A 21669-nucleotide genomic window follows, 5' to 3' on the forward strand; every position below is an offset into this window, starting at 1 on the left:
CTTTTTTGCGAATTCTTTTGACGACATACTGGCCCCTTCCACATATCGGAGGGGTATCGACATATGTGGAGACCTTGTACAATCGCTTGGCGGATATGGGCCATGAAGTGGACATTCTTGCACATCACCCGGATTTAACGAAGTTTTACCTGCTCAAGCAGGGTGAACAGCAAATAGTGGAAAAAAATTCTCTTCGCCATCTGATAGAACCGGCTCTCATCGAGGGATATCGGCAATATCAAATGACTCTGACTCCCTGGATGACTCGGCATGAGGCAGAAAAATATGCGTTTGAGATGGCCTGCAGACAAATCGGACTTGATTCCTACGATCTCATTCATACCCAGGACATTTTTTCCACTTTTTCATGCTCGCGGGCGAAACCGGCTCCTGCGGCCCTCGTCGCTACGATTCACGGTTGTCTGGCGACCGAATGGATTGTGAATGGGGAAATTCACTCACGTACTCCTTTAGAACAAGAATATTTAGCGCTTGAAGAATTTTACGGGGCCATGCCATCAGACCACCTAATCCTCCCCAGCCAGTGGCTTTCCAAGCGCCTCTCCAGTTTCCGAATCTCCCACCCGAAAACACATATCATTCCCTATGGCATTGACCCGCAGATGTTTGGGGAAAGATTGCGGCCGACAGGACAAATCCCTGAAAAAGCGGGGAGAAAGGTGATCGCCTGTCCCGCCCGTTTAGTAACCATTAAAGGACAAATTTACCTTTTAAGGGCCATGCAGTTGCTTATTCAACAACGAAATGACATTGTCTGCTGGTTGATTGGGGACGGGGTAATGAGAAGGGACTTGGAGAAGCAGGTGGAACAACTTGGACTTCAAAACCACGTAGTTTTTCTGGGAGATCGATCAGATGTGCCGGCCCTTCTCTCACTTGCGGATCTAGTTGTGCTTCCGTCTTTGCAGGACAATCTCCCGTTTGCGGTCATTGAGGCCCAGACAGTTGGAAAACCGGTTATCGCATCAAAGGTAGGCGGCATCGTGGAATTGATTGAAGACCTCAAAAATGGAATGCTTGTCGAACCCAAGGACATCGATCAGTTATATCAAAAAACGCTTCTTCTTTTGAATGACGAGGATTTGTATACTCGAATTTCCCAAGAAGCAATACACCGTGCCCGTGCAGAATGGCATGCTGAAGTTATGGCAGAACGGACCCTGTCCGTGTATCGGAAAGCTCTCGATTCCAAACGTACAGTGCAGAACTCCACACAAAAGTCCCTTTTCAACATTCCCGATCTTCCATTTGCTCTCGATTTAAAAGAAAGATATGGAGAACTCAAAAAGAAGGGTCTCTCGTTTCCCAACGCGGCCAGATTAGGGGGCCGCGTGCGAATCAACGGCGGTAATAAAGAGGTCCCGGAGGCTTGTGTTCATTTAATTGATATGGCAGGAGTGGTTCTGAACAGCGTCAGAACGAACCAGAACGGAGAATACCTGATTCGGGATGTACAGCCCGGGAATTATGCCTTAACCTGTTTGGGGCCGAATATAGGTACCCAGACGATTAGAATTTCAGTTCCCGCAGCCGGCTTCTGGTCATTTGATCTGGAATTTTAAAAACAACGCCCGGAAAAGCTCAATTGGGTGAACGGCTCCACAAAACGTCCAAACGCTTTTTCACTATTCGAGAATACATTGTAGTGTACAACATCTTAATACGGATGGGAGGGTTTCACACATGATTCGGAAAAAAGTTAAACAAGTCGAAGTAAAAGCGGTCAAGAAACTGGTCGATATAACCAAAGAGCTGAAAAAGGAACAACCAAAAAATTTATGGGTAGGAATAAAACCTAAACGGAAACGACCGGTTGCAATCGAATCTCCCACAGAGGAAGTCGAATCCGAAGACGGGTCTGAAAGGATGCCCGGATCCGGGCCGTTTACTGGTCCCGGAACAGGCCCAAATACAGGACCGGGAACTGCCCCTGGTACAGGACCGGGAACAGACTTGATGAAACCGGATTTCGATCAAAAAAAATAAAGCTCGGCAGAAATCCTCTTTAAAGGACCGTATAGAAATACCCTATACGGTTCTTTGCTTTACTAAATAGAAAAACGCCCTACCGAATTTAGGGCGTTGAAGGTCATTCGAAAATCAAGGCAAATGAACGGTTTTAAGATGTTGAAGGTGTAAGTATACTTTGTCACCCTCTGCCAAGACCAGTTCAACAACATTGTTTTGTATCTTTTCGAGCTTTCCCACCCTATGCGGATCTTCTCCTAAATCAAAGATCACAATGCTGCCTTCCAGCTTTTCCAATTGTTCGCGGAACGTACGGGCCAGGGTGAGATGTGAGGGATTGGCGGCCGGCTGCTGTTTGATAAGTAAATAGGGAGTTATGGCAGGATCCTTTGGAATTAACCATTTCAGATGGTTAATAGGAATAAACATCGTCTTATAAACCGGGGAGTAAAACACAAGATAATTGCTTAGTATGTTAGTCAAGTAACCATAGATTGGCTGTTTTCCTGTTACATAAATCTCCAATAAAAATCTCTTTGCATTGTTGAGGATCTTTCGATAAGAGATCGGATCCTGTTGATTATCAATGGGGGAACCGGACGGATTCTGGATTTCGTAATCATTCGATTTGTTCAATTTCAGCTGTTGGATATGAAAATACGGTATATAAAGAAAATGCTTCCCATCATAGATTACCAAAATGTCCAATCCACAGTCTATAAGCAGTCCTGTTCGCTTGACTTTACCCGAAATCTCCAAATCGACCGTTTTTCCGATGTATTGAAAATAACTCATCTTTGCACCTCCTGCCTTTAAAAAAATAACCACCTGGTCCATAAATAGAGACTCAACAGACTAATGATCAATCCGATTGGGATCACAAGCATGGTAATTCTCAGATACTCGTTCCATGACACTATGATTCCGTTCTTTCTCAAAATGAACATCCAGATTAATGTTGCCAAAGTTCCCATCGGAGTGATTAGTGCCCCAATATCACTACCGATAATGTTAGCCAGATAAGCGATCTGGAGAGTTTGCATGTCCAAGCCCATTTCTGTCAGGGCCAGAGTGCCGATCATCACGGACGGTAGATTGTTGCACACATTTGACAGGACGGTCAGAAACACTCCCATTAGTAAACTCGCATTCAGATGATTCGATGCCACAGGGTCGCGCAATTGTTCAACGACAAGCATGATCAAACCGGAATTCCGGAGTCCATAGACAATTACATATATACTGAAGGCAAAAATCAGGATGTGCCAGGGAGTTTTCTTTATTACATCATAAGCCCCCATACCCTTACGATACCATCTGACAGCGATCAGAAGCAGTGCACCAATAATGGCGATCCACTCAATCGAAATCCCTAAGCTTGAAAAAATGAAAAAACTGGCTCTGACCAAAATTACGATTGTTATACAGACACGGAACATCCACCAATCGATAGCGTAACCGGTATCTGGCGCTTGATTCTGTGGAGGATCGGCCAACGGATGCCGTATTCGATTCTGTGGGTGTTTCCACTCTTGGATCAGTGAGAGGGGGAACGATGTTCTTGAAAAAACGGGGATCTTCTTTGGGATCTCTTTTCTGAAATACATGAAAAGAAGCAGTGTGATCACAGCAATGCCTATCATCGACGGAACAAACATCATTGCAGCATAAGTATTCAAGTCCAAACCGACAATTTTCAAGGCGATCAGATTGGCCAGGTTGCTAACGCCAATCGGTGCACTGGCTGCGGTCGCCACCAGTGCACCGGACAACAGATACGGCATCTTCTGATTTCGTCTCAGATTCAAGATCGTCACAGTTTGTATGATGATAGGTGTCGTAATGAGAATACTTCCATCGTTATTGAAAAACAGGGTCATCAAGAAACAGAGAAGATTGACGTACCAGTAAAGGACACCCCCCGAACCCTTCGCATTGTGGATAAGGTTGAACGCCACCCAGCGAAAAAACCCGATGCTTTCCAGCACAATTGACATTGCAATTGTGGATAGAATGGTGATTGAGGCTCCGTTGACAATCCCCAATATTCGGTAAACATCTGAAAAAGGAACTACTCCCAACAGAAGGATTAATGCCGCACCCACCGTTGTCGAGATTGTCTCATTAATTCCATGCGGCCTCCACATTATGAAGAGGACCGTGAGAGCAAATATAATTAGAGTTAGGACTGCTGTCACGTCAAACATTCGAATTCGCCTCGTAACCGTATACCGGGACATCCACTTTCTGATGTATGACCATTTCTGTTTCCGGGGCAATACTAGGCGGTTTTAGCAGAAAATAGAGTGTGCAGCCAGCCAACACAATGAAAATTGCAATTAACATCGTATCCTCCTCTCCGCCCGTTGAATTATCAAGGCTTTTTTAGCCGACTCATTTACTTTTCCTTCAGATACTGCTTCACTGCTTAAAACGGGTGGCTCACTAAGTGTCGATTGCGAGGCGATTTCCTATTCCTAACCGCCAACCGCTATTTTTTCTTTTTGTCTTTTTTCTTGCCGTCTTTTTTCTTGTCTTTTTTCTTGCTGTTTTTCTGTTTATCTGAGCTCTTTTGCTCTGCGTTTTGCTCGGAGTTACTGTTCCCGCCGTTCGTATTTTGCTGCGATTGGGCTCCAAGGCTGATATTCCGAATGTGGAATGTGGAAATTCGGTGCACTTCCTTACCGACGGCCAACACAATGTGATCATCTGCACCGTCTACCAGAATCCCCTCGATACTTTCAGGACCCCCACGATTGATTTTTACCCAATAGTATTTCATGCCTTCAAACAACTCGTTAAAATCATCGGCATCCAGATACGTTAGGGACATATCAGCGGACAAACCGCTCTGTAATTGATTGTCGCTAAGCATCTCTGAACTGATGCTTTTAATGTGCTCAAGATTGTAATACAGAACTCCATCTTCTTTAGTTTGCAGCACCAGGTGATCCGGTTTTACAGCGAGCAACCAACCGCATCTGGATTCCGGTCCTCCTCTGTCAATCCGAACACACTCGTTCAAGAAACCTCCCAGCATCTGATGGAAGTCCTGAGCTTCGATATACTCCGAAGTTTCCTCTTCATCAGACGGGAGTGTAAGACCGCTAATATCCGTAGTATCTTCTTTAACGCTTTTAATGTGATGGGTGCGATAGTATACAATCTGAGTGGCATTTGTCATTTCTTGCAATGTCTGCAGGGCTACTCCGCCGGATTGTTCTGCGGCTTTTTCTTTCGATTTTCCTTTGGCTTTTTCTTCCGATTTTTGATTCTGTTCATTGATGGTTTCCATTACCACATAATCTGACTGAACAGCCAACAATTTTCCGGTTTTGGATTCCGGTCCCCCTTTATTGATTCGTACAACTTTTCCGACGAGCGACTCAAGAATTGGTAGAGTCATTTCCTTTTCCACTGGCATTTGTCCCCTTTCATTTGTCATTTCCCGTGATACTGCATGAATACGCAGTTTGCATTATGGTTGTACCAAGCATTCGCCTTATTTCAACTAATTCCACTAGTGCACATTGGAAACTATGACAATCAACCTGGATTAGCAGCCTAGCCCTCGGATCATTGGGAGTCGGATATAGTACCCTCTCCTTTTGTTTGTCCAGGAGGTTGGATAAGGGCTTCGATAAAGTTATTGAAATTTGACGAATTGTCCTCCGGAAGCGTTTCCTGAACCAAATTCCAGGCCACCCGCTGCGATAATTCGTTAATAAACACCGGATCCGGAATGGTGTAGTCCGCCGGTACAGCGGCGTAAACGATATTCCACACTGTGGGATCCGGCCAAACATTGGGAGTGTCTACTTGAAATCCGAAAATCGAATCATATAAATTGGTTCCCGTGCTCAAAGAGTTCCAATTTTCATTCAATGGCACGGCGTATTCCAGCGTGTCTTCATTTTTTTCACTTTCCGTCTCATCTTCGTTCTCGACTTCTTTTTCCATAGCATTTTCGTTTTCCATTTCAGCTTCATTTTCCATCTCTTCGTTTTCTGTAACGTCGAAGTTCTCCTTACTCATGACCAATTGCTTTTTCTTTAGCTGTTTTTGCAAATTTGCCCGTTGTCTGAAAAACGCAACAGCATCTTTAATGCTCTGTTGTTTCTGAGAACTGTGGTTCTTGTTTTCCTTTTGCTTGTTATCTGCCTTCTTTTCTTTGTTCGACTTTGCCTTCTTTTCTTTTTGCTTGGCCTTTTCCTTCGCCTTCATTTCTTTTTTCTTAGCCTTTTTCTTCGCCTTTTCTTCTTTTTTCTTGGCTTTCATTTCTTTTTTCTTCGCTTTCTCTTTTTTATTTTTTTCCCGCTCATCACGACGTTTCTTTTTCTCGCTTTTCTTTTTCTTAGTTTGTTTTTCTTTGTCGGGCAAGTGGGACCACTCCTTTTCTCAATTTCGGAATTACTCTTTCATATACGCACAACGTACGATCCATCATTGTATCAAGAGACCATTGAAGCATTCCCCATTCTTTTGCACTTTCGGCAATCTGTGCCCGGAGAGAGTCATCTTCAATGACTTTTTTTAGATTTTGATACAACGACTCACTGTCGCCTGCAGGTGAGATCAAGCCCGTTTCCCCGTGCTCCACCATTTCCGGTATTCCTCCCGCGTTCGACACTACAACCGGTTTGCCGGCTACCTGGGCTTCCATTACGGAGAAAGGCAAATTATCTTGCAGGCTGGGAAGCACGAATATATCCGCTTGCCTTAGCAGAACAGGAACATCATCCCGATTCCCCAGGAAACTCACGTGTTGTTCGAGATTTAGGCTCCTGCTTTGCTGTTCCAAGTTCTCCCGCAACGGGCCGTCTCCAATCAGCCAGCATATCCAGTCGTCCCGGTCCTGTTTGAGCCTTGCGAGGGCGCTCAACAGATGCTCATGTCCCTTCACAGGTACTAACCGGGCAGGACAAGCGAGAATTTTCTTATCGCCGGGACGAATCAGTTTTGAACTGCTTCCCATTTTTTTCTGGAAAGAGGAAATATCCATTCCATAGGGAACCACAACCAGTTGGGATTCAGAAACTCTAAAATCCTGCACCAGCAAATTCTTCAGCCATTGCGTAGGCACAATCGTAATGTCACTCGACATCGCTCCGAAATATTCTTCGGAAGCCACATAATGCCAGGGTAGAGAATTTCTGTCCTTTACCTCTCCCGAGTAAAGGAATTCGGTCGCCAGACATCCATGAATCGTTGAGATCAAAGGAGTCCGTTTCTCTTTGACCCGCCAAAGCGCCCGTGTAGAGATGATATCCTGGGTGTGAATCAAATCGTATTTGGCCAAACCAAAGACAGTGGCCGCCGCTTCGAAACTGTACCTCTCGATTTCCCTCCAACGGATCCAAGGGTCTACCTGTGGAAGCCTTTCATCATAGTACCGAAGCACTTTTTCGTAGATCAGATCCTTGACCTTTGATTTTTCAAGATAGCGTCCATTGTTTGGCATGTAGTATTTCTGCATATCCGGGTGATGGGCGAAGATGTCAACTTGGTGCCCCATCCGCTCCAACTCCCGTTTTAACAAATACACATAGGTTGATACCCCTCCGACATGCGGAAGATACCAATATGTTGCCAGTAATATTCGCATTCCTCCCACCCTTTCCTGACCGAAGTCGCTATATCCTATGTCCGCTTACCATCTTTTGAAAGAGTTAATCGTCCATTTTCATATGGGTATCTAGCTATTTTGAAAACTAGCCAAAATAGTGTCCCGCTTATATCTCCACCCCGAAATATCCCGATCGACTTTTTAAAAAAATCGCGTGATCACAGGAATTCGCCGCTTTTGTGCAGATTGCCCAGAGTGATTTATCTATTTTTCGACGCGTGAGGATACTTGTCTATTACCATTAAAAGGTTCTCCTCGTAGGATAGAAAGCAAAAGAATCCCTCATCTGGTTCAGTACCGAGAAATGGGGGGAATCAAACAAGTTCTAATTTTACGGAAAGAGGTGATTGAATTGGAAAATGCTATTCATTACACGGTTGCAATAATTGGGCTGGGGTATGTAGGTCTGCCGCTCGCCCGTTTATTTCTCAATAAAGGACATACAGTTTATGGAATCGATCTCGATCCAAACAAGATTCAGAAACTCTCAAAAAGACAAAGCTATCTATCCGATTTTCCCCATGGAGATATAAAAAACATGTTTGCCAAGGGCCGATTCCATGTCGGCAGCTCCTATGATGTTATTCAAAATGTGGATGCAGTAATCATCTGCGTTCCAACCCCACTGGATGAACAGGTGAAACCTGACCTGCGATTTGTCCGGGAAGCTCTGAAAAATGCGTTGCCCTATCTGAGTTATGGCCAATTGGTGATTTTAGAAAGCTCCACATATCCGGGAACCACAGAGGAAGAACTATTACCGCTTATTGAGTCGAAAGGAATGAAAGTTGGAAGAGACATATCGTTGGTCTATTCCCCAGAACGCATCGACCCCGGCCAAGATAAATATGCTTTGGATGACATTCCTAAAGTAGTCGGGGGAGTAACACAAAAGTGTACTGAGTTCGGGAAACGTCTCTATGAAACTATCTTTAAGCAGGTAGTTGTCGTATCTTCCGCCAGGGCCGCAGAAATGACAAAGCTTCTTGAGAACAGTCAACGCTTGGTCAATATTTCATTCATGAATGAACTGGCCATGTTGTGTGATGTGATGAAGATCGACCTTTGGGAGGTAATCGCTGCGGCCAGCACAAAGCCGTACGGTTTTACTCCCTATTATCCTGGCCCGGGAATCGGCGGACACTGTATCCCGGTGGATCCTCTCTATCTCTCATGGAAAGCGAAAACTCACAATTTCGATTTGAAATTCATTGATATTGCTCATCAGATTAACGAACGGATGCCCGAGTTTTTAATTGAAAAGGTTGAAAAGCAGCTTTCCGCAAAGCCTCTTAAGGACAGCCGCATCCTTGTGATCGGAGTGACCTACAAGAAAGATGTGAATGATCTTCGGGAGTCGACGGCACTCAAAATTATCGAAGGGCTTCTTGCAAGAGGAGCCAAAGTCAATTTCTATGATCCCTTTATTGAAGAGATTGAGGTGGGGGGAATTCAAATTAAAAGAAGTTCTCTCACTCGGAGATATGTTCAGCACCATGATTGCACTTTGATTTTAACTGATCATACCGGCCTTCCCTATGAATCGATCGTCACCTATTCACCACTGGTGATTGATACAAGAAATGCTACCGGTAAATTCAAACATCTCGGCAACGTGGTTTTACTGTAAAGGGGGGACACTCATGAAAATCCTTGTCACAGGTGGAGCCGGATTCATCGGGTCCCATCTCGTGGAACGTCTCTTGCAGTTGGGACATCAGGTATGGACGTTGGATGACCTATCGACAGGAAAACCCGATTTTTTAAACAATGTGAAGCATCATCCGGAACACACATTTGTTCATGATTCCGTGTTAAACCGCAACGTGCTGCAAGAATTGATCGATCGCAGTGATGTGATATTCCATCTGGCGGCAATTCTGGGTGTAAAAAACACCGTGGAGAATCCGTTAAAAGTGATAGAAGGGAATATAGACGGAACCAGAAATGTTCTTGAACTGGCTTATCAAAAACGTGTCAAAGTAATTTTTGCATCTACTTCGGAAATTTATGGAAAGAACGAGAACCTCCCCTTTAAAGAAGACTCGAATCGTGTGTTGGGGGCTCCCTCCGTACACCGCTGGTGTTATGCAACCGCCAAAGCGATTGATGAACACCTGTGCTTTGCTTATGCGGAAAAAGGGTTGCCTATAACGGTGGTTCGTTATTTCAATGCCTATGGTCCCCGCCAAACCTCTTCGCAATATGGCGGCGTCGTGCCCCGCTTTATTCGTGCGGCGTTAAACAACCACCCGATTGAAGTATATGGAGATGGAACACAATCCCGATGCTTCACATACATTCAAGATACTGTTGCGGGGACTCTGGCTGCCATGGACCGACAGGCAAACGGGCTGGCTTTTAATATCGGCTCCGATCGACCGATAACAATTCGCAGCTTGGCCTCAACAATTCGGGAGCTTACTGGTTCATCCTCCCCGATTGTTCAGGTGCCGTATGAGAAAGCCTACGGACCCGGGTATGAAGACATGCCGGCACGGATTCCCGACCTGACCCGTTCCAAGATGGTTTTGGGATACTCGCCCACGGTCGGGCTGGAAGACGGGCTGAAAAAAACCATTGAATGGTATCGCCAAAACAACACCTAACACCTCGGAGGTAATGGAAATGAAGGCCATCGTAACCGGAGGGGCTGGATTTATAGGGTCTCATCTCGTTGACACGCTCGTTACGGCAGGGGCCAAGGTGCATGTAATTGACAATTTAGCCACCGGTTCCGGGGAGTATATAAACCCGGGAGCTACCTTTCATTTTCTGGATATCCGCAGCCAAGAGGCCAAAGATTTAATCCTGCGTGAACGGCCGGACGCAGTATTTCACCAAGCGGCCCAAGTCGACGTACAACGGTCCATCCATGATCCCGGATATGATGCACAAGTCAATATAATTGGAACAGTAAACGTGCTTGAGGCTTGCCGCCAGGCGTCAGTCAAAAAAATCATTTATGCATCATCCTGTGCGGTGTACGGGGATCTCAACACGGATCGAATCACGGAAGATGATCCCACTGATCCAATTTCCTATTACGGAGTCTCCAAATTAACACCAGAAGCCTATATACGGATCTTTCATCGGTTGTACGGACTCCCGTACACGATTTTGCGTTACGCAAATGTTTATGGTCCCCGGCAAACCCCAAAAGGAGAAGGGGGAGTGGTTGCGATCTTTCTGGATCGAATCAAAAAAGGATTGCCCCTTCGTATCCATGGAGACGGAGAACAAACGCGGGATTTCGTCTATGTAAAAGATGTAGTAGCCGCTAATCTGGCAGCTTTTCAACATGGCAAACAGGACGTGATTCAAGTAGGAACGTCCACCCGTACATCTATTAATCAGGTGGTCCGCCTATTAAGCAAGCTTCACGGCACCGATCTTCCTGTTGTGTATGAGCAGGAAAGACCTGGAGACATTAAACACAGCTGTCTGGATAATAGGAAAGCTTATGAGAAATTGGGATGGCAGCCCAAATATGATATAGTTCACGGATTGGAGGAAAGCTATCATTTGCTTATGCAGGAAGCTTGAGCTGATTCGCTCATGCTTCCTCCTAAACGTTAGCCCTTTTTTAGCCGGTCCGGGCTCCTGCCATCCACATAATAGCACTGCTTCCAGTAAACAAAAACCTCCTGCCGCCCGGCAGGAGGTTTCGTCTATTCTTTACAGCAAATTGTGCCATTCCTTGTTCTGTGCAATGTCTTCATAACAATGCTCACACAGCTGTCCGGCACCATCAATAAAATGCTCCCGCATGTAGGACGGGGTCTCTTTCTCTATATCGGTCAATTCTTGGCAAAGCGCGCAAGGCTCCACTTGTTTCATGTTCTGATCCCTCCTGAAAGTATTTAAACACTATTATACAAATTATCTGAAAAATGTCCACTGAGTTTTTTGAATGTTTCGTGACAAAATACCGGCTTGTCCACATCCACCTCTAAAAGAAAGGCCCGCCCGGAATTCCGGAAGAGCCGTTTTGTTGTTATTACCACCACGGTCTTGGGAAAAATGGTCCCGGAAAGAAAGGTCTTGGAAAGAAAGGTCCAAAGAACGGTCCGGGAAAGAAAGGCCTCGGAAAGAACGGAAAGCCAAAACCGAATCCAAATGGAGGAAAGAACGGGAAAAGCCGGGTATCTCCCTGATTGTCTCGTGCAGTGTCAGTAGTAGCCAACTGGGAAGCTTCGGTTGCTTGATCGTGATTATGCTGATAGGACTGATAGTAGGAGTATGGCGAGTATCCGTAGTGGCTTAACGGATATCCATAGGGATTTCCCCAAGGCAATTGGTGATTTTCTCCGTCTGTTGTTCTCTCCCCGACAATTGAATTTGTGAGGTGCGGGAATTCTTGAAAGTAATTCGTTGGGACCTGATACATTTGTGGATATGCGGTTCCCTGCGCTATGTGAAACGGCGGTGCATAAGGAACCTGATCCCATACAAAACCCGGTGTTGGCGATTGGCCCGGAACTGTTGTTCCCTCCCAATCACTCGTGTCAGTCCCTTTCAGCATTCCCTCTCTTTCAGAAACTTCATTCCCCGGTGTCAATACATTCTCTTCTTTACTCATGCGGCAAACTCCCCTCCCTGGATTCTTGCCCGGATATCGGGCACACTGCAGAATATGCCGAATTGTGAAAAAGGGCGCTTGCCCCTATAAAAATGGGCGTTTGCCGTGTATCCTTCTTTCTGTTGCAAGGCGATCTCTATTTACCGGTCATCTCGCGTAAATTCAGATAGTCCGCCAGTTGGTCATCAGAAATTCCCTCAGCCCAGGCAATCTCCCGAACCGATTTATTTTGCGCATATGCTTTCTTTGCAATTTCGGCCGCCCGATCGTACCCGATCAAGGGATTGAGAGCGGTTGCAACTGAGGTGCTCATCTCTGCATAGTATAAACACCGTTCTTCGTTCGCTTCCATGCCAACAATGCATTTGTCAGTGAACGCCCGTACTCCGGTTGAAAGAATCTGTATTGCGTGGAGCAAATTGTAAGCCATTACAGGCATCATTACATTTAATTCAAATTGAGACGCGGTTCCTGCCGAAGCAACGGTCATGTCGCAGCCAAATACCTGATAGCAGATCATATTCATCATTTCGGGCAATACAGGGTTCACTTTCCCGGGCATAATGGAAGAGCCCGGTTGGACGGCCGGCAGTTGAATCTCGGCCAATCCTGTTCGGGGGCCCGATGACAGCAAGCGAATATCGTTCGCAATTTTCATGATCGTAGTTGCCAGCGAGCGCAGTTGACCGCTGACTTCCACCGCCGCATCCGGATTCTGCACAAAAGTAAAGTAATTTTCCGGTTTCCGGAACGGAAGATTGGTAAAACGGGCTACCTCCGCAATCGCTTTTTCCGAATAATCGGGGTGGGCATTAATTCCGGTTCCCACCGCGTTGCCGCCCAAGCCGATCAGCAGCAGTCGCTCACTTACATGCTTCAGCATCTCCCGCCGCATCTTCACTGCGTTTGCATACCCCCCGAACTCCTGTCCAAGCCGCATGGGAACCGCATCCTGGAGGTGTGTCCGACCCGATTTTATGATCGAATCCCATTGCTTTGCTTTCTTAAAAAGCTCTTCTTCCAGATGAAGAATGTTTGGCAGCAAATCGTGGGTAATGGCTTCCATAGCCGCAATATTCATAGCCACATGAATTGTGTCATTCGTTGATTGTGCCATATTCACATGATCGTTCGGATGAACAAGCGACGTGTCCCCTCGCTTGCCGCCCAGCAGCTCACAGGCACGGTTGGCGATTACTTCATTCGCGTTCATGTTCTGTGAGGTTCCGGCTCCCGCCTGATATACATCCACTACAAAGTACTCATTAAATTTCCCGTCAATTACTTCCTCGGCTGCCTGAATAATGGCAGCCGCTTTCTCCGGATCAAGTTCTCCCACATCCCGGTTTGCGATGGCTGCCGCTCGTTTGATAATTCCTTGAGCCCGGATAAAACGGGCAGGCAAGCGAAGTCCGGAGATCGGAAAGTTATGTCGCGCCCTTTCCGTTTGAGCGCCATAGTAAGCATTCACGGGTACCCGAACTTCTCCCAAAGAATCTTTCGCTACTCGAAACTCGGTCATTGAGGAATTCCCTCCTTTAGGATTAAATCCACCGCTTGCGGGAGATTTGCTGCAATTGCATCCGCATCTGCATGACCCTTCCCGATAAAAATGGTTCTGGTACCCGCCCGGCGGCCAGCCTGTATATCAAAGTCCCTGTCTCCCACCATAAAACTTTGCTTTAAATCAATGTTATATTTTTCAGCCAAATCGTGAATCATGCCCGGCTCCGGCTTTCGGCATGCGCACCCGGCACGGGGCTTATGTGCACAATACCGGATATCATCTATCTCCGCTCCATCCCTGGAGATCTCATGGAGCATTTTATTATGAACTTGCTGGAGATCTTCCTCGGTCATGTACCCCAGGCCAACTCCCCCCTGGTTGGTTACGACAAAAACTTTATACCCCGCATCCTGCAAACGCTTAATCGACTGCCCGACCCCGGGAAACAGAATCAGATCATCCGGCCCGTTCACAGGTCGAACATGATCATTAATCACACCGTCACGGTCGAGGAATACCGCTTTTCCTCCCATCTGCAACCCCTCCTTCACATCCTAGTCTTTACCACGATTCCCCATCTTCATGTGTTCGAAATAAAAACCGCAGCCCCCAAAACATATCGTTTGGAAAGCCACGGTTTGTCTACTTTATCGTTTCGATTGTCGGATCAATCTTTGCTGCCCGTTTGAGAGTGTCGATGCGGGAACCTTTTCGTTCAATCGCCTGCCGAAGTTCTGTCGGATCCCCACTTACCTCAACCACATAAGGTGGAGCTAACGGCTGTCCTCTCACACTGAGGGATTGTCCCTGCCACTCTGCGTGATCCTCCGGGGATACCCTCACATGATTCACAGATACCCATTCGGCACCTGCGTCATATAACTCCTTCAGAATTTCGCTTAAATCTTCCGGTGTGACAGCTTCTCCCACACGCTTTGCTTCTTCCTGATCTTTGAAACTGGCCGGTTCTTTCAGGGTGAGCTTCACTCCTCTGCTTAAAGCAGGGACTGCATCGGATGTGAGAACAGCTGATTTTTTAGCCCCCTTCGCTGCGTCTGCCGGTATTTGATTTGAGGCAGAATCCTTTACGGCTAAACCTGCAGGATTATTTGCTGCCCCACTCATATTCGCTTGCTGTTGTCCGGAATAAAAGAAAGCACCAATGAGAATCAATGCCCCGATGAATGAGACGACCGCTGCGATCGAGCGAACCCAACTCCAGTCCCTTTGTTTTCGGGGCTCGTCCGGAACCGGCTCTTGAGCAATTCTTGCAAAAATCTCCTGTTCCAGTCCTGGTCTCGGTTCCAACGGGTTAAGAGACGACAACAAATCCGTTACTTGATCCAGCTTCTGTTTTCGGCTCACAGCGGTCTCACCTCCTCCGAAGCAACGGTCCTTTCCAGTACAAACGACGGGTCGACCTCCAGTATTTTGCGAAGTTTACGCAATGCACGAAACAATTGAACCTTTATATTCGTTTCTGTGCAATTCAAAATCTGAGCGGCTTCCCTTGTGGAATAGCCATGAATGTTGCGAAGAATTACGACAGTCCTTTGCGTTTCGTTTAACTGCAGCAGTGCTTTCTGTAATAGACCCAAACGTTCGCGATCGGTTACAACCTGCTCGGGAGAGGAGTCAGGAGATGCAAGTGACGCCAATTCTTCTTCTCCTGCGGCAGCAGGTTTTTTGCGAGTGAAATAGCTGCGTAATGTATTTCGTGCGATCGCATACAACCACGTGCGAACTTCCGCATCGCCGCGAAAAGAACCGAGGGCACGGTATGCTTTCAAGAAAACTTCCTGTGTCAGGTCTTCCGCTTCACTTTGCGACCCGACAGAGTATGCTACGTAACTGTAGATATCGCGAAAGTGAGCCGAATATATTTCTTGAAACCGTTCGGTAAAGTTCTGCATTCCGCCCCTCCTTTCCTTGGATTCGGCCATAGTCTATATATTCCGGGATATTCAGATGCCCGTTTCCTTTCGAAATGCTTCCTGAATTCTTTTGGTCACGGGTCCGACTTCACCGGTGCCAATTTTGTTCCCATCGACTTCCACATAAGGCGACACTTCACTCATCGTTCCAGTCAAGAACAACTCATCTGCAGACAATAGATCATCCTTGGTGAACTGCTCCTCTTTCACGGGAATGCCCAGTGTCTTGGCAAGTTCAATCACCACATGCCGCGTAATCCCCGGCAGAATCCATGGACCTGTGGGATGCGTGACAAGGGTGCCTTTTTTTACAATGAAGAGATTCGAAGCGGACGCCTCCGTTACGATCTCACCCCGGTGAAAAATTGCATCATCACAGCCGCGCTCCAACGCTTCCTCTTTCGCCATGCAATTCAGGAGCAGGCCTGTCGTTTTAATATTGCACATCTGCCAGCGCAAATCTTCCACAAAAGTGGCCCGTCCGCCCTGCTCCCAGATCCTTGGATCCGGTGTAAGCGGTCTGACATACACCACAACGGTCGGTTCTTTTAATTTTGGCAGTCCGTGTGCACGAGGCGCTTCACCGCGGGAGATCTGAACATAAAGCGATCCGCGTTTGACTTCCGGATTGCGATTCAGCAGCTCGTTAAATACCGGGATCAGATCGTTTACCTGAGACTGAATCCGCAGTTTATCAAGTCCCTTCTGCATCCTGTCCAGATGAAGATCCAGTTTAAAATAGGATCCATTATAAATATGTACAACTTCATATACCGCATCAGCAAACACAAACGCCCGGTCCTGAAAGGATACGGTTGCGCTAGAATCATCCAACCATTGTCCGTTTACGTAAACGATCATGGTCTGCCACCCTCTCTTAAATATCTGGTCTGTTACCCTTCTATTTTACATGAAACAAAGGACAAATCCATACAATCCAATAAGCGGCCGGCACAAGCAGCGCTTGAGCGAGAATGGTTCCCAGCAATCTCGACAACATCAGCAAACCAACGATTTTATCGATTTCCCGACGCTCCTGCCGTCCTTCCATGACCTGTTCAGTCAACAACGCGATTTTGGGATCTACAAAGATGACCAACAGGATCATTGCCAGCCCGTTGATCCAGCCGGACGCGGATTGTGCGGTAGAACTGTATTCCGTCGTAAGAACGGAAGCATACAGAGCCCGCCCGCTCCAAATGCACGATCGCACGCGAAAACAAAACGACAAACGTGGGAAGTAAAAGCATCCCAAGTAACGTTCCAACAGATGCAGACCCCAGTATAATATGAAATTGATCCTTGAGAACATCTGCCTCCTGACCGACTCTCGCTTCATCCACCAATCCCCCGGTCAAAGTAGCCTGAAAAGTGTTGGCAGTTCTCGATACAATCGCCGCAATATTGAATAGAGAAAGGGCCACCGCCAACTTCCCCACGCGAACTCCAGCCAGTCGGACAGAATGTGACAGAGTCTCAATCATGTGGATCGTCAGGGTGAACACACAGATCAGCAGGATCTTGTCGATCATTTCAAGCACCTCAGTTCGATTCCAGAAGAAATCTATTCCCTATTTTACCACACTGAAATCGGCAATCTTCTTGAAAAAAATATCCCTTTTGGAGGCGAATTTCATTATACTGGAAAAACAAAAAAGAGATATATACATATGCATATATCTCCGAGAAAGATGTTATTTTTTCGTTTTGTCGGCTTCGGTGACCCCAAAGAATGTATCCAACATTTTTTCGGCGATGGGTCCCCACAATTCGTAGGAATGCGCTCCTACAGGTCCTTCGGGCACCACCACTGCTATTACAATTTGGGGGTTCTCATAGGGAGCATATCCGACAAACCAATAATTTTCGGTCTTCCGGCCTGTTTCCGCAGTTCCCGTTTTTCCTGCCACGTTATAGGATTTATTTGCAAAAATGGAATACGCGGTTCCATACTTTTCGTGAGTCACCTGCCACATGCCCTCACGTACATACTGTATAATCTCCGGGCTGAAAGAAACAGTATTCAACACCTCAGGTTCCGTTTTCTTAATCACATTTTGATTCGGATCGACAATCTCTTTCACCAGAAACGGCTTCATTCTTTTGCCGCCGTTTGCAATTGTGCTTACATACTGGGTCAGTTGGAGCGGAGTACGCGTCTGGTTCTGTCCAATCGCCAAGAATGGCAGATTGATTGATTCATATTCACCATAATAATGTTCCCCGACCGCTTCATAAGGAAGATCGATTCCGGTCTTGACACCAAGTCCGAAGTCTTTTTGGTACTGCAGGAATTTGTTCACGGCGGGCTTATCATATTGTTCCATCCAATTTTTCATATTGGTTTGTCCAATCATATTGTGCTTGGCCAGACGCATCCCAATCGTAAACATATAGGCATTACTGGACTTTGCAATTGCTTCCTTGCCGTTATTCCACCCAAGCCCTGAACTCCATGATTTGGCTTTAAATCCGGATATGTTAGTGACTCCGGAATCGAAGATCCTTTCCTCCGGTTTGACAACTCCTTCTTTGAGGCCAACCATGGTTGTCAGCATTTTCACAGTAGAACCTGGCGCATAAGGAAATTCAACCGCGTGGTTAAACTCCGCCGGTTGAAACATCTTGTAATTTTGAGGTGAAATTCCGTTCACCCAATGATTCGGATCAAAAGACGGGTAACTCGCCATAGCAAGAACTTCCCCTGTATTTGGATCCATCGCGACCGCAGCCGCATTTCTCACCTTGGTTTTTTCTTTCAGAGCGTTGACTCTTTCCGCCAAAGCCTCTTCCGTTGCCAACTGCAGCTTTTTATTGAGAGTCAGAACCAAGTCGTTGCCGGGAACCGGTTTCTTTTCCGTATAAGCCCCGGTGTCATCATGATGAACCGGCTGACCGTTTATATTTACTTCCACCCGGTTCGCTCCATCCGTTCCTTTCAAATATTCTTCGTACTGAGCCTCCAATCCGGTATAGCCAACCCTGTCTGTCATTCGATATCCCTTGCCTTGATACTTCGGCCAATTCTCCCTGGTGATCGGACCCAAATACCCGATGACGTGGGAAGCGAATGTCTTGAGAGGATAATCCCGCATCGCTTCCGGTACAACGGATACGCCCGGCAGCTCATGCAAATGTTCTTTCACATACGCAACCTGTTGTGCTGTCGCTTTTACTTTCAACTTTCTTGGAGTCGACGGCGGAAGATCGTCCTTTTCCCCTTTCATAATGGAAATCAGATCTTCTTTCGAGATTTTTTCTTTCTCGTCAGACAAAACCGGAACCAATTGTTCCGCTATCTTTTCGATATGTTGTTTCACGTTGTCGTCATGACCGGTAAATTGAATCGTAAAACTGGGTTTGTTATCAACCAGCACCTCACCGCTTCGATCCAAAAATCTCCCCCGGGGAGCAGGAATCACCTGTTGGGCATACCGATTGGCCTCTGCCGTAGCTGCGAATTCCTCCGCCTTCCCCAATTGGATAAAACTAAGCCGCAAGAGCAGGATCACCAAACCTATGAATAATATGAGAAACAAAATATAGAGTCGCCCGTTGTATTGGGATTGTTTTTCCATCTCTATCTATGAAAACTCCTTTCACACACAATAACAGCCTCTATCATTATAACGAAAAAATGTGTTCAAACTATGAAAAATCGATGACCAATTTTGGAGAAAAAAATTCCGCTATGACCAGTTTTTAGGATCATAACGGAACTTTGGGCAGCTTTAAAAGTTCAGCCGGCAACCGGGGGGACAGGGATCGAAACAGCAGTGAAATACATTAACCATCCGAGTACGGCCGCCAGTCCGAAATAGGCAACGCCATAAGTGATTCTGGTCCGCGAGGATACTTGATAATATTCCTCTTCCCGTATCGTTTCATAACGATATTCAGGGTATGGATCATAAGTGATTTTAATATGCAACTTTCCTTGATCGCCCTGCCAGGTCGTCATGTACAACTCGATTTTGTGAATATGACCTTGTTCAAAAGGATAGTCCGTAATGCGTCCGACCCCCGGATAAAAGACGGTGCAAAGATGCTGTTTGTCCTCGAGTCGGCAGTATTGCACGAAAGGCAGTTCCCGTCGATGAGCTTCCCCGGGAACGATTCCCCCAAGTTCCTCAAAAATTTGACGGTTCACAGGTAATTCCCGATGGATCGTGGCTTCTCTTCCCGGTTTCTTCTTTCTGACATATCCTTTATACAATTCCCATGCAAATAAAGCCCAGATCAATAAGAAAAGAATCGCTTTCAGATAGAGAATGACAACCAAACCGCCTATTAGTCCAACTCCCCAGAGCCAACGGGAAATAGCCGTGACGATTCGTCCGCCGTCTAGCGGATGTATGGGCAGCAGATTGATCAAATTCAGGAAAAATCCGATCTGTGCTACAGCGTAGAGAGGCGTGTAATCCGTTGCCATTGCCGCTCCCAAGACAAGTACAGCCCCCACAGTGCCGATCAGCGGCCCTCCATATGCGATATAAGCTTCGGTTTCGGCGTCCGCCGGCTGCTTTTTCATGGTAATCATGGCACCGAGAAAAGGAATAAAAGCGGGAGCGGAAACAGGCAGCCCTTTTCGCCTTGCCGCAATCACGTGACCCATTTCATGAATCAGCAGCATAATCGCAATCCCCAAGGCAAATGTCCATGGATAAATCAGAGCATACGCTCCGACCATCAAAGCCATACTCCAGATGGTTCCCCCCACTTTGCCGAATTTGAGAAGGGGAATCAAAAATTTAAGCTTCCCCCCGAAAGCGGCCAATAGCGTTCCCAGACCGCCAATGGTTTTCCATTTGTTTGACCGGCGTCTTTTCTCCACTGAACGAATCCCTCTTCCTTCGTTTTTCACCCTGACGAATGCATATCTCTTCCAGAAATATACCATATTTTCTCCAATCCCTCTTCTTCCATCCGACTCTTCCGCAAAAAAAAGAACCATGCAGATTTCACCTACACGGTCCTCCTGTCGCACCGATTCCTGCTAGTAATAGGGGTACCCCCCGTATCCCCCGTAAGGGTAATACGGATAAGGTCTGGCAAGAGCTCCCGTAGCCAATCCTAAAGTAAATCCAGCCAATAAACCAAAGGGAAAGAAGAAAGGTGCAAAGAAAACTTCCTTCCCGTCGGGAGTACGGTTTTCTTTATTATCGGCTGTGCATACTTTTGATTGATTCTTTGAAGTTGACGCATGACCGGGTAGAGGGCTGAGATAGATGCCCTCTTGAGTGACCCGCTGAAGAACACCGCAATGAGTTTCACCGGTTACCAGGCGAACTGTCACAGGCTGGTTTAGGCAAGAAAGACATTGATAGTAGAATGGATGTGCCAAGATTCTGCCTCCTTTCAGATTTAGGCTCTTCTCTTTATCAATTTCATACCTCACCATATGTAGAAGCCAGACAGCCTGTCGCGGCTAATGCCTCATGCGGATACTTGTTACGGACATGAATTTGGCACAAAAAGACCTATACAAACCATTCTTCAGGTTTGTATAGGTCTTTTTTCATCGAATCCTCTTGATGTTAACTCTTTTGATTGCTACTCCTTACAACAATTTCTCCCGGGCGTTTCTCATCGTCACGCAAATCGCCTCTTTGTCCAGCGATAGTTCGGCCAAACCGACTTGCTCCTGATAGATCGTTTCCGGTATCAACGCTTTGATCTCATCTTCCAAGATGTGATAAACTGTGAGCCTCAACGAGACTCCTGCCAATGGACCGGCATAAGTGGGGTCGCCAAGCGTAACCGTTTCCGCATAGATGTCTGCACTGTCAGCATCCGGTGAACCTAGAATGACCAATACGTTTTCATTCCCATACGATTCGGCCGCTTTCTTTAACGCCCCTTGAACCTCCAGGTCCATTGCTCCCGCAGCCGTTCAGACAAAGCACTGGGTATCCATGAAGACAACTTCGCCGCCTGCTGCCTGCACACACTCCGCGACAGCCGGAGCCGGGACCCCGTCCCGCTCTCCAATCACAAATACTTTTTTGCCTTTTACCATAGCACTTATTCC

The 21669-nt window shown here is 46.6% G+C and carries 24 protein-coding genes; 5 read left to right on the top strand and 19 right to left on the bottom strand.

Translation table 11 applies throughout. The annotated features are described in order from the left end of the window. Positions 1 to 5 precede the first annotated feature (5 nt). Positions 6 to 1583 (top strand): glycosyltransferase, encoded by a 1578-nt coding sequence (locus ACFO8Q_RS00155; protein ID WP_380023368.1) that lies wholly within the window; start codon positions 6 to 8, stop codon positions 1581 to 1583. A 121-nt stretch (positions 1584 to 1704) separates the two neighbouring features. After that, positions 1705 to 2007, top strand: coding sequence for a hypothetical protein (locus ACFO8Q_RS00160; RefSeq protein WP_380023369.1), 303 nt, complete (start codon positions 1705 to 1707; stop codon positions 2005 to 2007). Positions 2008 to 2121: 114 nt separating this feature from the next. Here the strand turns inward: ACFO8Q_RS00160 and ACFO8Q_RS00165 are convergent, their stop codons facing one another. The 6 genes from ACFO8Q_RS00165 to ACFO8Q_RS00190 form a co-directional block, all read right to left on the bottom strand. Further along, positions 2122 to 2784: a DUF2642 domain-containing protein gene (locus tag ACFO8Q_RS00165; RefSeq protein ID WP_380023371.1), complete on the bottom strand. Its 663-nt coding sequence runs from the start codon at positions 2782 to 2784 to the stop codon at positions 2122 to 2124. Between the two features lie 17 nt (positions 2785 to 2801). Continuing rightward, positions 2802 to 4196 carry an arsenic transporter gene (locus tag ACFO8Q_RS00170; RefSeq protein ID WP_380023372.1) on the bottom strand — a complete coding sequence of 465 codons (1395 nt, stop codon included), beginning with the start codon at positions 4194 to 4196 and terminating at the stop codon, positions 2802 to 2804. After that, entirely contained in the window at positions 4189 to 4335 is a 147-nt protein-coding gene (locus ACFO8Q_RS00175; protein ID WP_380023374.1) for a hypothetical protein, read from the bottom strand. The genes ACFO8Q_RS00170 and ACFO8Q_RS00175 overlap by 8 nt, the downstream gene beginning before the upstream one ends. Positions 4336 to 4480: 145 nt before the next feature. Then, positions 4481 to 5407 carry a hypothetical protein gene (locus tag ACFO8Q_RS00180; protein WP_380023375.1) on the bottom strand — a complete coding sequence of 309 codons (927 nt, stop codon included), beginning with the start codon at positions 5405 to 5407 and terminating at the stop codon, positions 4481 to 4483. A gap of 158 nt (positions 5408 to 5565) precedes the next feature. Next, a complete protein-coding gene (locus ACFO8Q_RS00185) occupies positions 5566 to 6369 on the bottom strand; it encodes a hypothetical protein (protein ID WP_380023377.1) in 804 nt (267 codons plus the stop codon). Continuing rightward, a complete protein-coding gene (locus ACFO8Q_RS00190; protein ID WP_380023378.1) occupies positions 6344 to 7594 on the bottom strand; it encodes a glycosyltransferase family 4 protein in 1251 nt (416 codons plus the stop codon). The genes ACFO8Q_RS00185 and ACFO8Q_RS00190 overlap by 26 nt, the downstream gene beginning before the upstream one ends. A gap of 364 nt (positions 7595 to 7958) precedes the next feature. Between ACFO8Q_RS00190 and ACFO8Q_RS00195 the strand changes: the two genes are divergently transcribed. From ACFO8Q_RS00195 to ACFO8Q_RS00205, 3 genes are read left to right on the top strand one after another with little or no spacing between them, the layout of a single operon-like run. After that, the gene (locus ACFO8Q_RS00195) at positions 7959 to 9245 is read left to right on the top strand and encodes a nucleotide sugar dehydrogenase (RefSeq protein WP_380023427.1); all 1287 of its coding nucleotides are present in this window, start codon (positions 7959 to 7961) and stop codon (positions 9243 to 9245) included. Positions 9246 to 9258: 13 nt separating this feature from the next. Beyond that, positions 9259 to 10224, top strand: coding sequence for an NAD-dependent epimerase/dehydratase family protein (locus ACFO8Q_RS00200; RefSeq protein WP_380023379.1), 966 nt, complete (start codon positions 9259 to 9261; stop codon positions 10222 to 10224). Between the two features lie 19 nt (positions 10225 to 10243). After that, positions 10244 to 11161 carry an NAD-dependent epimerase/dehydratase family protein gene (locus tag ACFO8Q_RS00205; RefSeq protein WP_380023380.1) on the top strand — a complete coding sequence of 306 codons (918 nt, stop codon included), beginning with the start codon at positions 10244 to 10246 and terminating at the stop codon, positions 11159 to 11161. Between the two features lie 132 nt (positions 11162 to 11293). Here the strand turns inward: ACFO8Q_RS00205 and ACFO8Q_RS00210 are convergent, their stop codons facing one another. The 13 genes from ACFO8Q_RS00210 to grdA form a co-directional block, all read right to left on the bottom strand. Then, on the bottom strand, positions 11294 to 11455 hold the full coding sequence (locus tag ACFO8Q_RS00210; RefSeq protein WP_380023381.1) for a hypothetical protein: 162 nt from the start codon (positions 11453 to 11455) through the stop codon (positions 11294 to 11296). Between the two features lie 160 nt (positions 11456 to 11615). Beyond that, positions 11616 to 12197 (bottom strand): hypothetical protein, encoded by a 582-nt coding sequence (locus tag ACFO8Q_RS00215; RefSeq protein WP_380023382.1) that lies wholly within the window; start codon positions 12195 to 12197, stop codon positions 11616 to 11618. A 136-nt stretch (positions 12198 to 12333) separates the two neighbouring features. Next, on the bottom strand, positions 12334 to 13719 hold the full coding sequence (locus ACFO8Q_RS00220) for a class II fumarate hydratase (protein WP_380023383.1): 1386 nt from the start codon (positions 13717 to 13719) through the stop codon (positions 12334 to 12336). Continuing rightward, entirely contained in the window at positions 13716 to 14237 is a 522-nt protein-coding gene (locus ACFO8Q_RS00225; protein WP_380023384.1) for a D-glycero-alpha-D-manno-heptose-1,7-bisphosphate 7-phosphatase, read from the bottom strand. Before ACFO8Q_RS00225 ends, ACFO8Q_RS00220 begins: the two co-directional genes overlap by 4 nt. Positions 14238 to 14346: 109 nt before the next feature. Further along, positions 14347 to 15069: a DUF881 domain-containing protein gene (locus tag ACFO8Q_RS00230; protein WP_380023386.1), complete on the bottom strand. Its 723-nt coding sequence runs from the start codon at positions 15067 to 15069 to the stop codon at positions 14347 to 14349. Beyond that, positions 15066 to 15617: an RNA polymerase sigma factor gene (locus ACFO8Q_RS00235; RefSeq protein WP_380023387.1), complete on the bottom strand. Its 552-nt coding sequence runs from the start codon at positions 15615 to 15617 to the stop codon at positions 15066 to 15068. Before ACFO8Q_RS00235 ends, ACFO8Q_RS00230 begins: the two co-directional genes overlap by 4 nt. 51 nt (positions 15618 to 15668) lie before the next feature. Then, positions 15669 to 16499 carry a D-amino acid aminotransferase gene (locus ACFO8Q_RS00240; protein WP_380023388.1) on the bottom strand — a complete coding sequence of 277 codons (831 nt, stop codon included), beginning with the start codon at positions 16497 to 16499 and terminating at the stop codon, positions 15669 to 15671. 40 nt (positions 16500 to 16539) lie between these two features. Then, positions 16540 to 16761: a lipid II flippase family protein gene (locus tag ACFO8Q_RS00245; RefSeq protein WP_380023429.1), complete on the bottom strand. Its 222-nt coding sequence runs from the start codon at positions 16759 to 16761 to the stop codon at positions 16540 to 16542. Further along, a complete protein-coding gene (locus tag ACFO8Q_RS00250) occupies positions 16697 to 17170 on the bottom strand; it encodes a lipid II flippase family protein (RefSeq protein WP_380023389.1) in 474 nt (157 codons plus the stop codon). The genes ACFO8Q_RS00245 and ACFO8Q_RS00250 overlap by 65 nt, the downstream gene beginning before the upstream one ends. A gap of 162 nt (positions 17171 to 17332) precedes the next feature. Further along, positions 17333 to 19216, bottom strand: a complete 1884-nt coding sequence (gene mrdA, locus ACFO8Q_RS00255; RefSeq protein WP_380023390.1) for a penicillin-binding protein 2 — start codon at positions 19214 to 19216, stop codon at positions 17333 to 17335. 161 nt (positions 19217 to 19377) lie between these two features. After that, positions 19378 to 20592, bottom strand: a complete 1215-nt coding sequence (locus ACFO8Q_RS00260; RefSeq protein WP_380023391.1) for a site-2 protease family protein — start codon at positions 20590 to 20592, stop codon at positions 19378 to 19380. Between the two features lie 42 nt (positions 20593 to 20634). Beyond that, the gene (locus tag ACFO8Q_RS00265; RefSeq protein WP_380023392.1) at positions 20635 to 20982 is read right to left on the bottom strand and encodes a hypothetical protein; all 348 of its coding nucleotides are present in this window, start codon (positions 20980 to 20982) and stop codon (positions 20635 to 20637) included. Positions 20983 to 21198: 216 nt separating this feature from the next. Then, entirely contained in the window at positions 21199 to 21657 is a 459-nt protein-coding gene (gene grdA / locus ACFO8Q_RS00270; RefSeq protein ID WP_380023394.1) for a glycine/sarcosine/betaine reductase complex selenoprotein A, read from the bottom strand. Between the last annotated feature and the right edge of the window lie 12 nt (positions 21658 to 21669).

This window comes from Effusibacillus consociatus, from assembly GCF_042652925.1.
In the GTDB taxonomy this organism is placed as follows: Bacteria; Bacillota; Bacilli; order Tumebacillales; family Effusibacillaceae; genus Effusibacillus; species Effusibacillus consociatus.

Coding starts and splice junctions, on each gene's coding strand:
- ACFO8Q_RS00225 (WP_380023384.1), bottom strand. CDS start 14,237: ATGGGAGGAAAAGCGGTATTCCTCGACCGTGACGGTGTGATTAATGAT.
- ACFO8Q_RS00205 (WP_380023380.1), top strand. CDS start 10,244: ATGAAGGCCATCGTAACCGGAGGGGCTGGATTTATAGGGTCTCATCTC.
- ACFO8Q_RS00190 (WP_380023378.1), bottom strand. CDS start 7,594: ATGCGAATATTACTGGCAACATATTGGTATCTTCCGCATGTCGGAGGG.
- ACFO8Q_RS00160 (WP_380023369.1), top strand. CDS start 1,705: ATGATTCGGAAAAAAGTTAAACAAGTCGAAGTAAAAGCGGTCAAGAAA.
- ACFO8Q_RS00165 (WP_380023371.1), bottom strand. CDS start 2,784: ATGAGTTATTTTCAATACATCGGAAAAACGGTCGATTTGGAGATTTCG.
- ACFO8Q_RS00260 (WP_380023391.1), bottom strand. CDS start 20,592: ATGGTTCTTTTTTTTGCGGAAGAGTCGGATGGAAGAAGAGGGATTGGA.
- ACFO8Q_RS00210 (WP_380023381.1), bottom strand. CDS start 11,455: ATGAAACAAGTGGAGCCTTGCGCGCTTTGCCAAGAATTGACCGATATA.
- ACFO8Q_RS00215 (WP_380023382.1), bottom strand. CDS start 12,197: ATGAGTAAAGAAGAGAATGTATTGACACCGGGGAATGAAGTTTCTGAA.
- ACFO8Q_RS00175 (WP_380023374.1), bottom strand. CDS start 4,335: ATGTTAATTGCAATTTTCATTGTGTTGGCTGGCTGCACACTCTATTTT.
- ACFO8Q_RS00170 (WP_380023372.1), bottom strand. CDS start 4,196: ATGTTTGACGTGACAGCAGTCCTAACTCTAATTATATTTGCTCTCACG.
- ACFO8Q_RS00235 (WP_380023387.1), bottom strand. CDS start 15,617: ATGCAGAACTTTACCGAACGGTTTCAAGAAATATATTCGGCTCACTTT.
- ACFO8Q_RS00240 (WP_380023388.1), bottom strand. CDS start 16,499: ATGATCGTTTACGTAAACGGACAATGGTTGGATGATTCTAGCGCAACC.
- ACFO8Q_RS00200 (WP_380023379.1), top strand. CDS start 9,259: ATGAAAATCCTTGTCACAGGTGGAGCCGGATTCATCGGGTCCCATCTC.
- ACFO8Q_RS00250 (WP_380023389.1), bottom strand. CDS start 17,170: ATGATCGACAAGATCCTGCTGATCTGTGTGTTCACCCTGACGATCCAC.
- ACFO8Q_RS00220 (WP_380023383.1), bottom strand. CDS start 13,719: ATGACCGAGTTTCGAGTAGCGAAAGATTCTTTGGGAGAAGTTCGGGTA.
- mrdA (WP_380023390.1), bottom strand. CDS start 19,216: ATGGAAAAACAATCCCAATACAACGGGCGACTCTATATTTTGTTTCTC.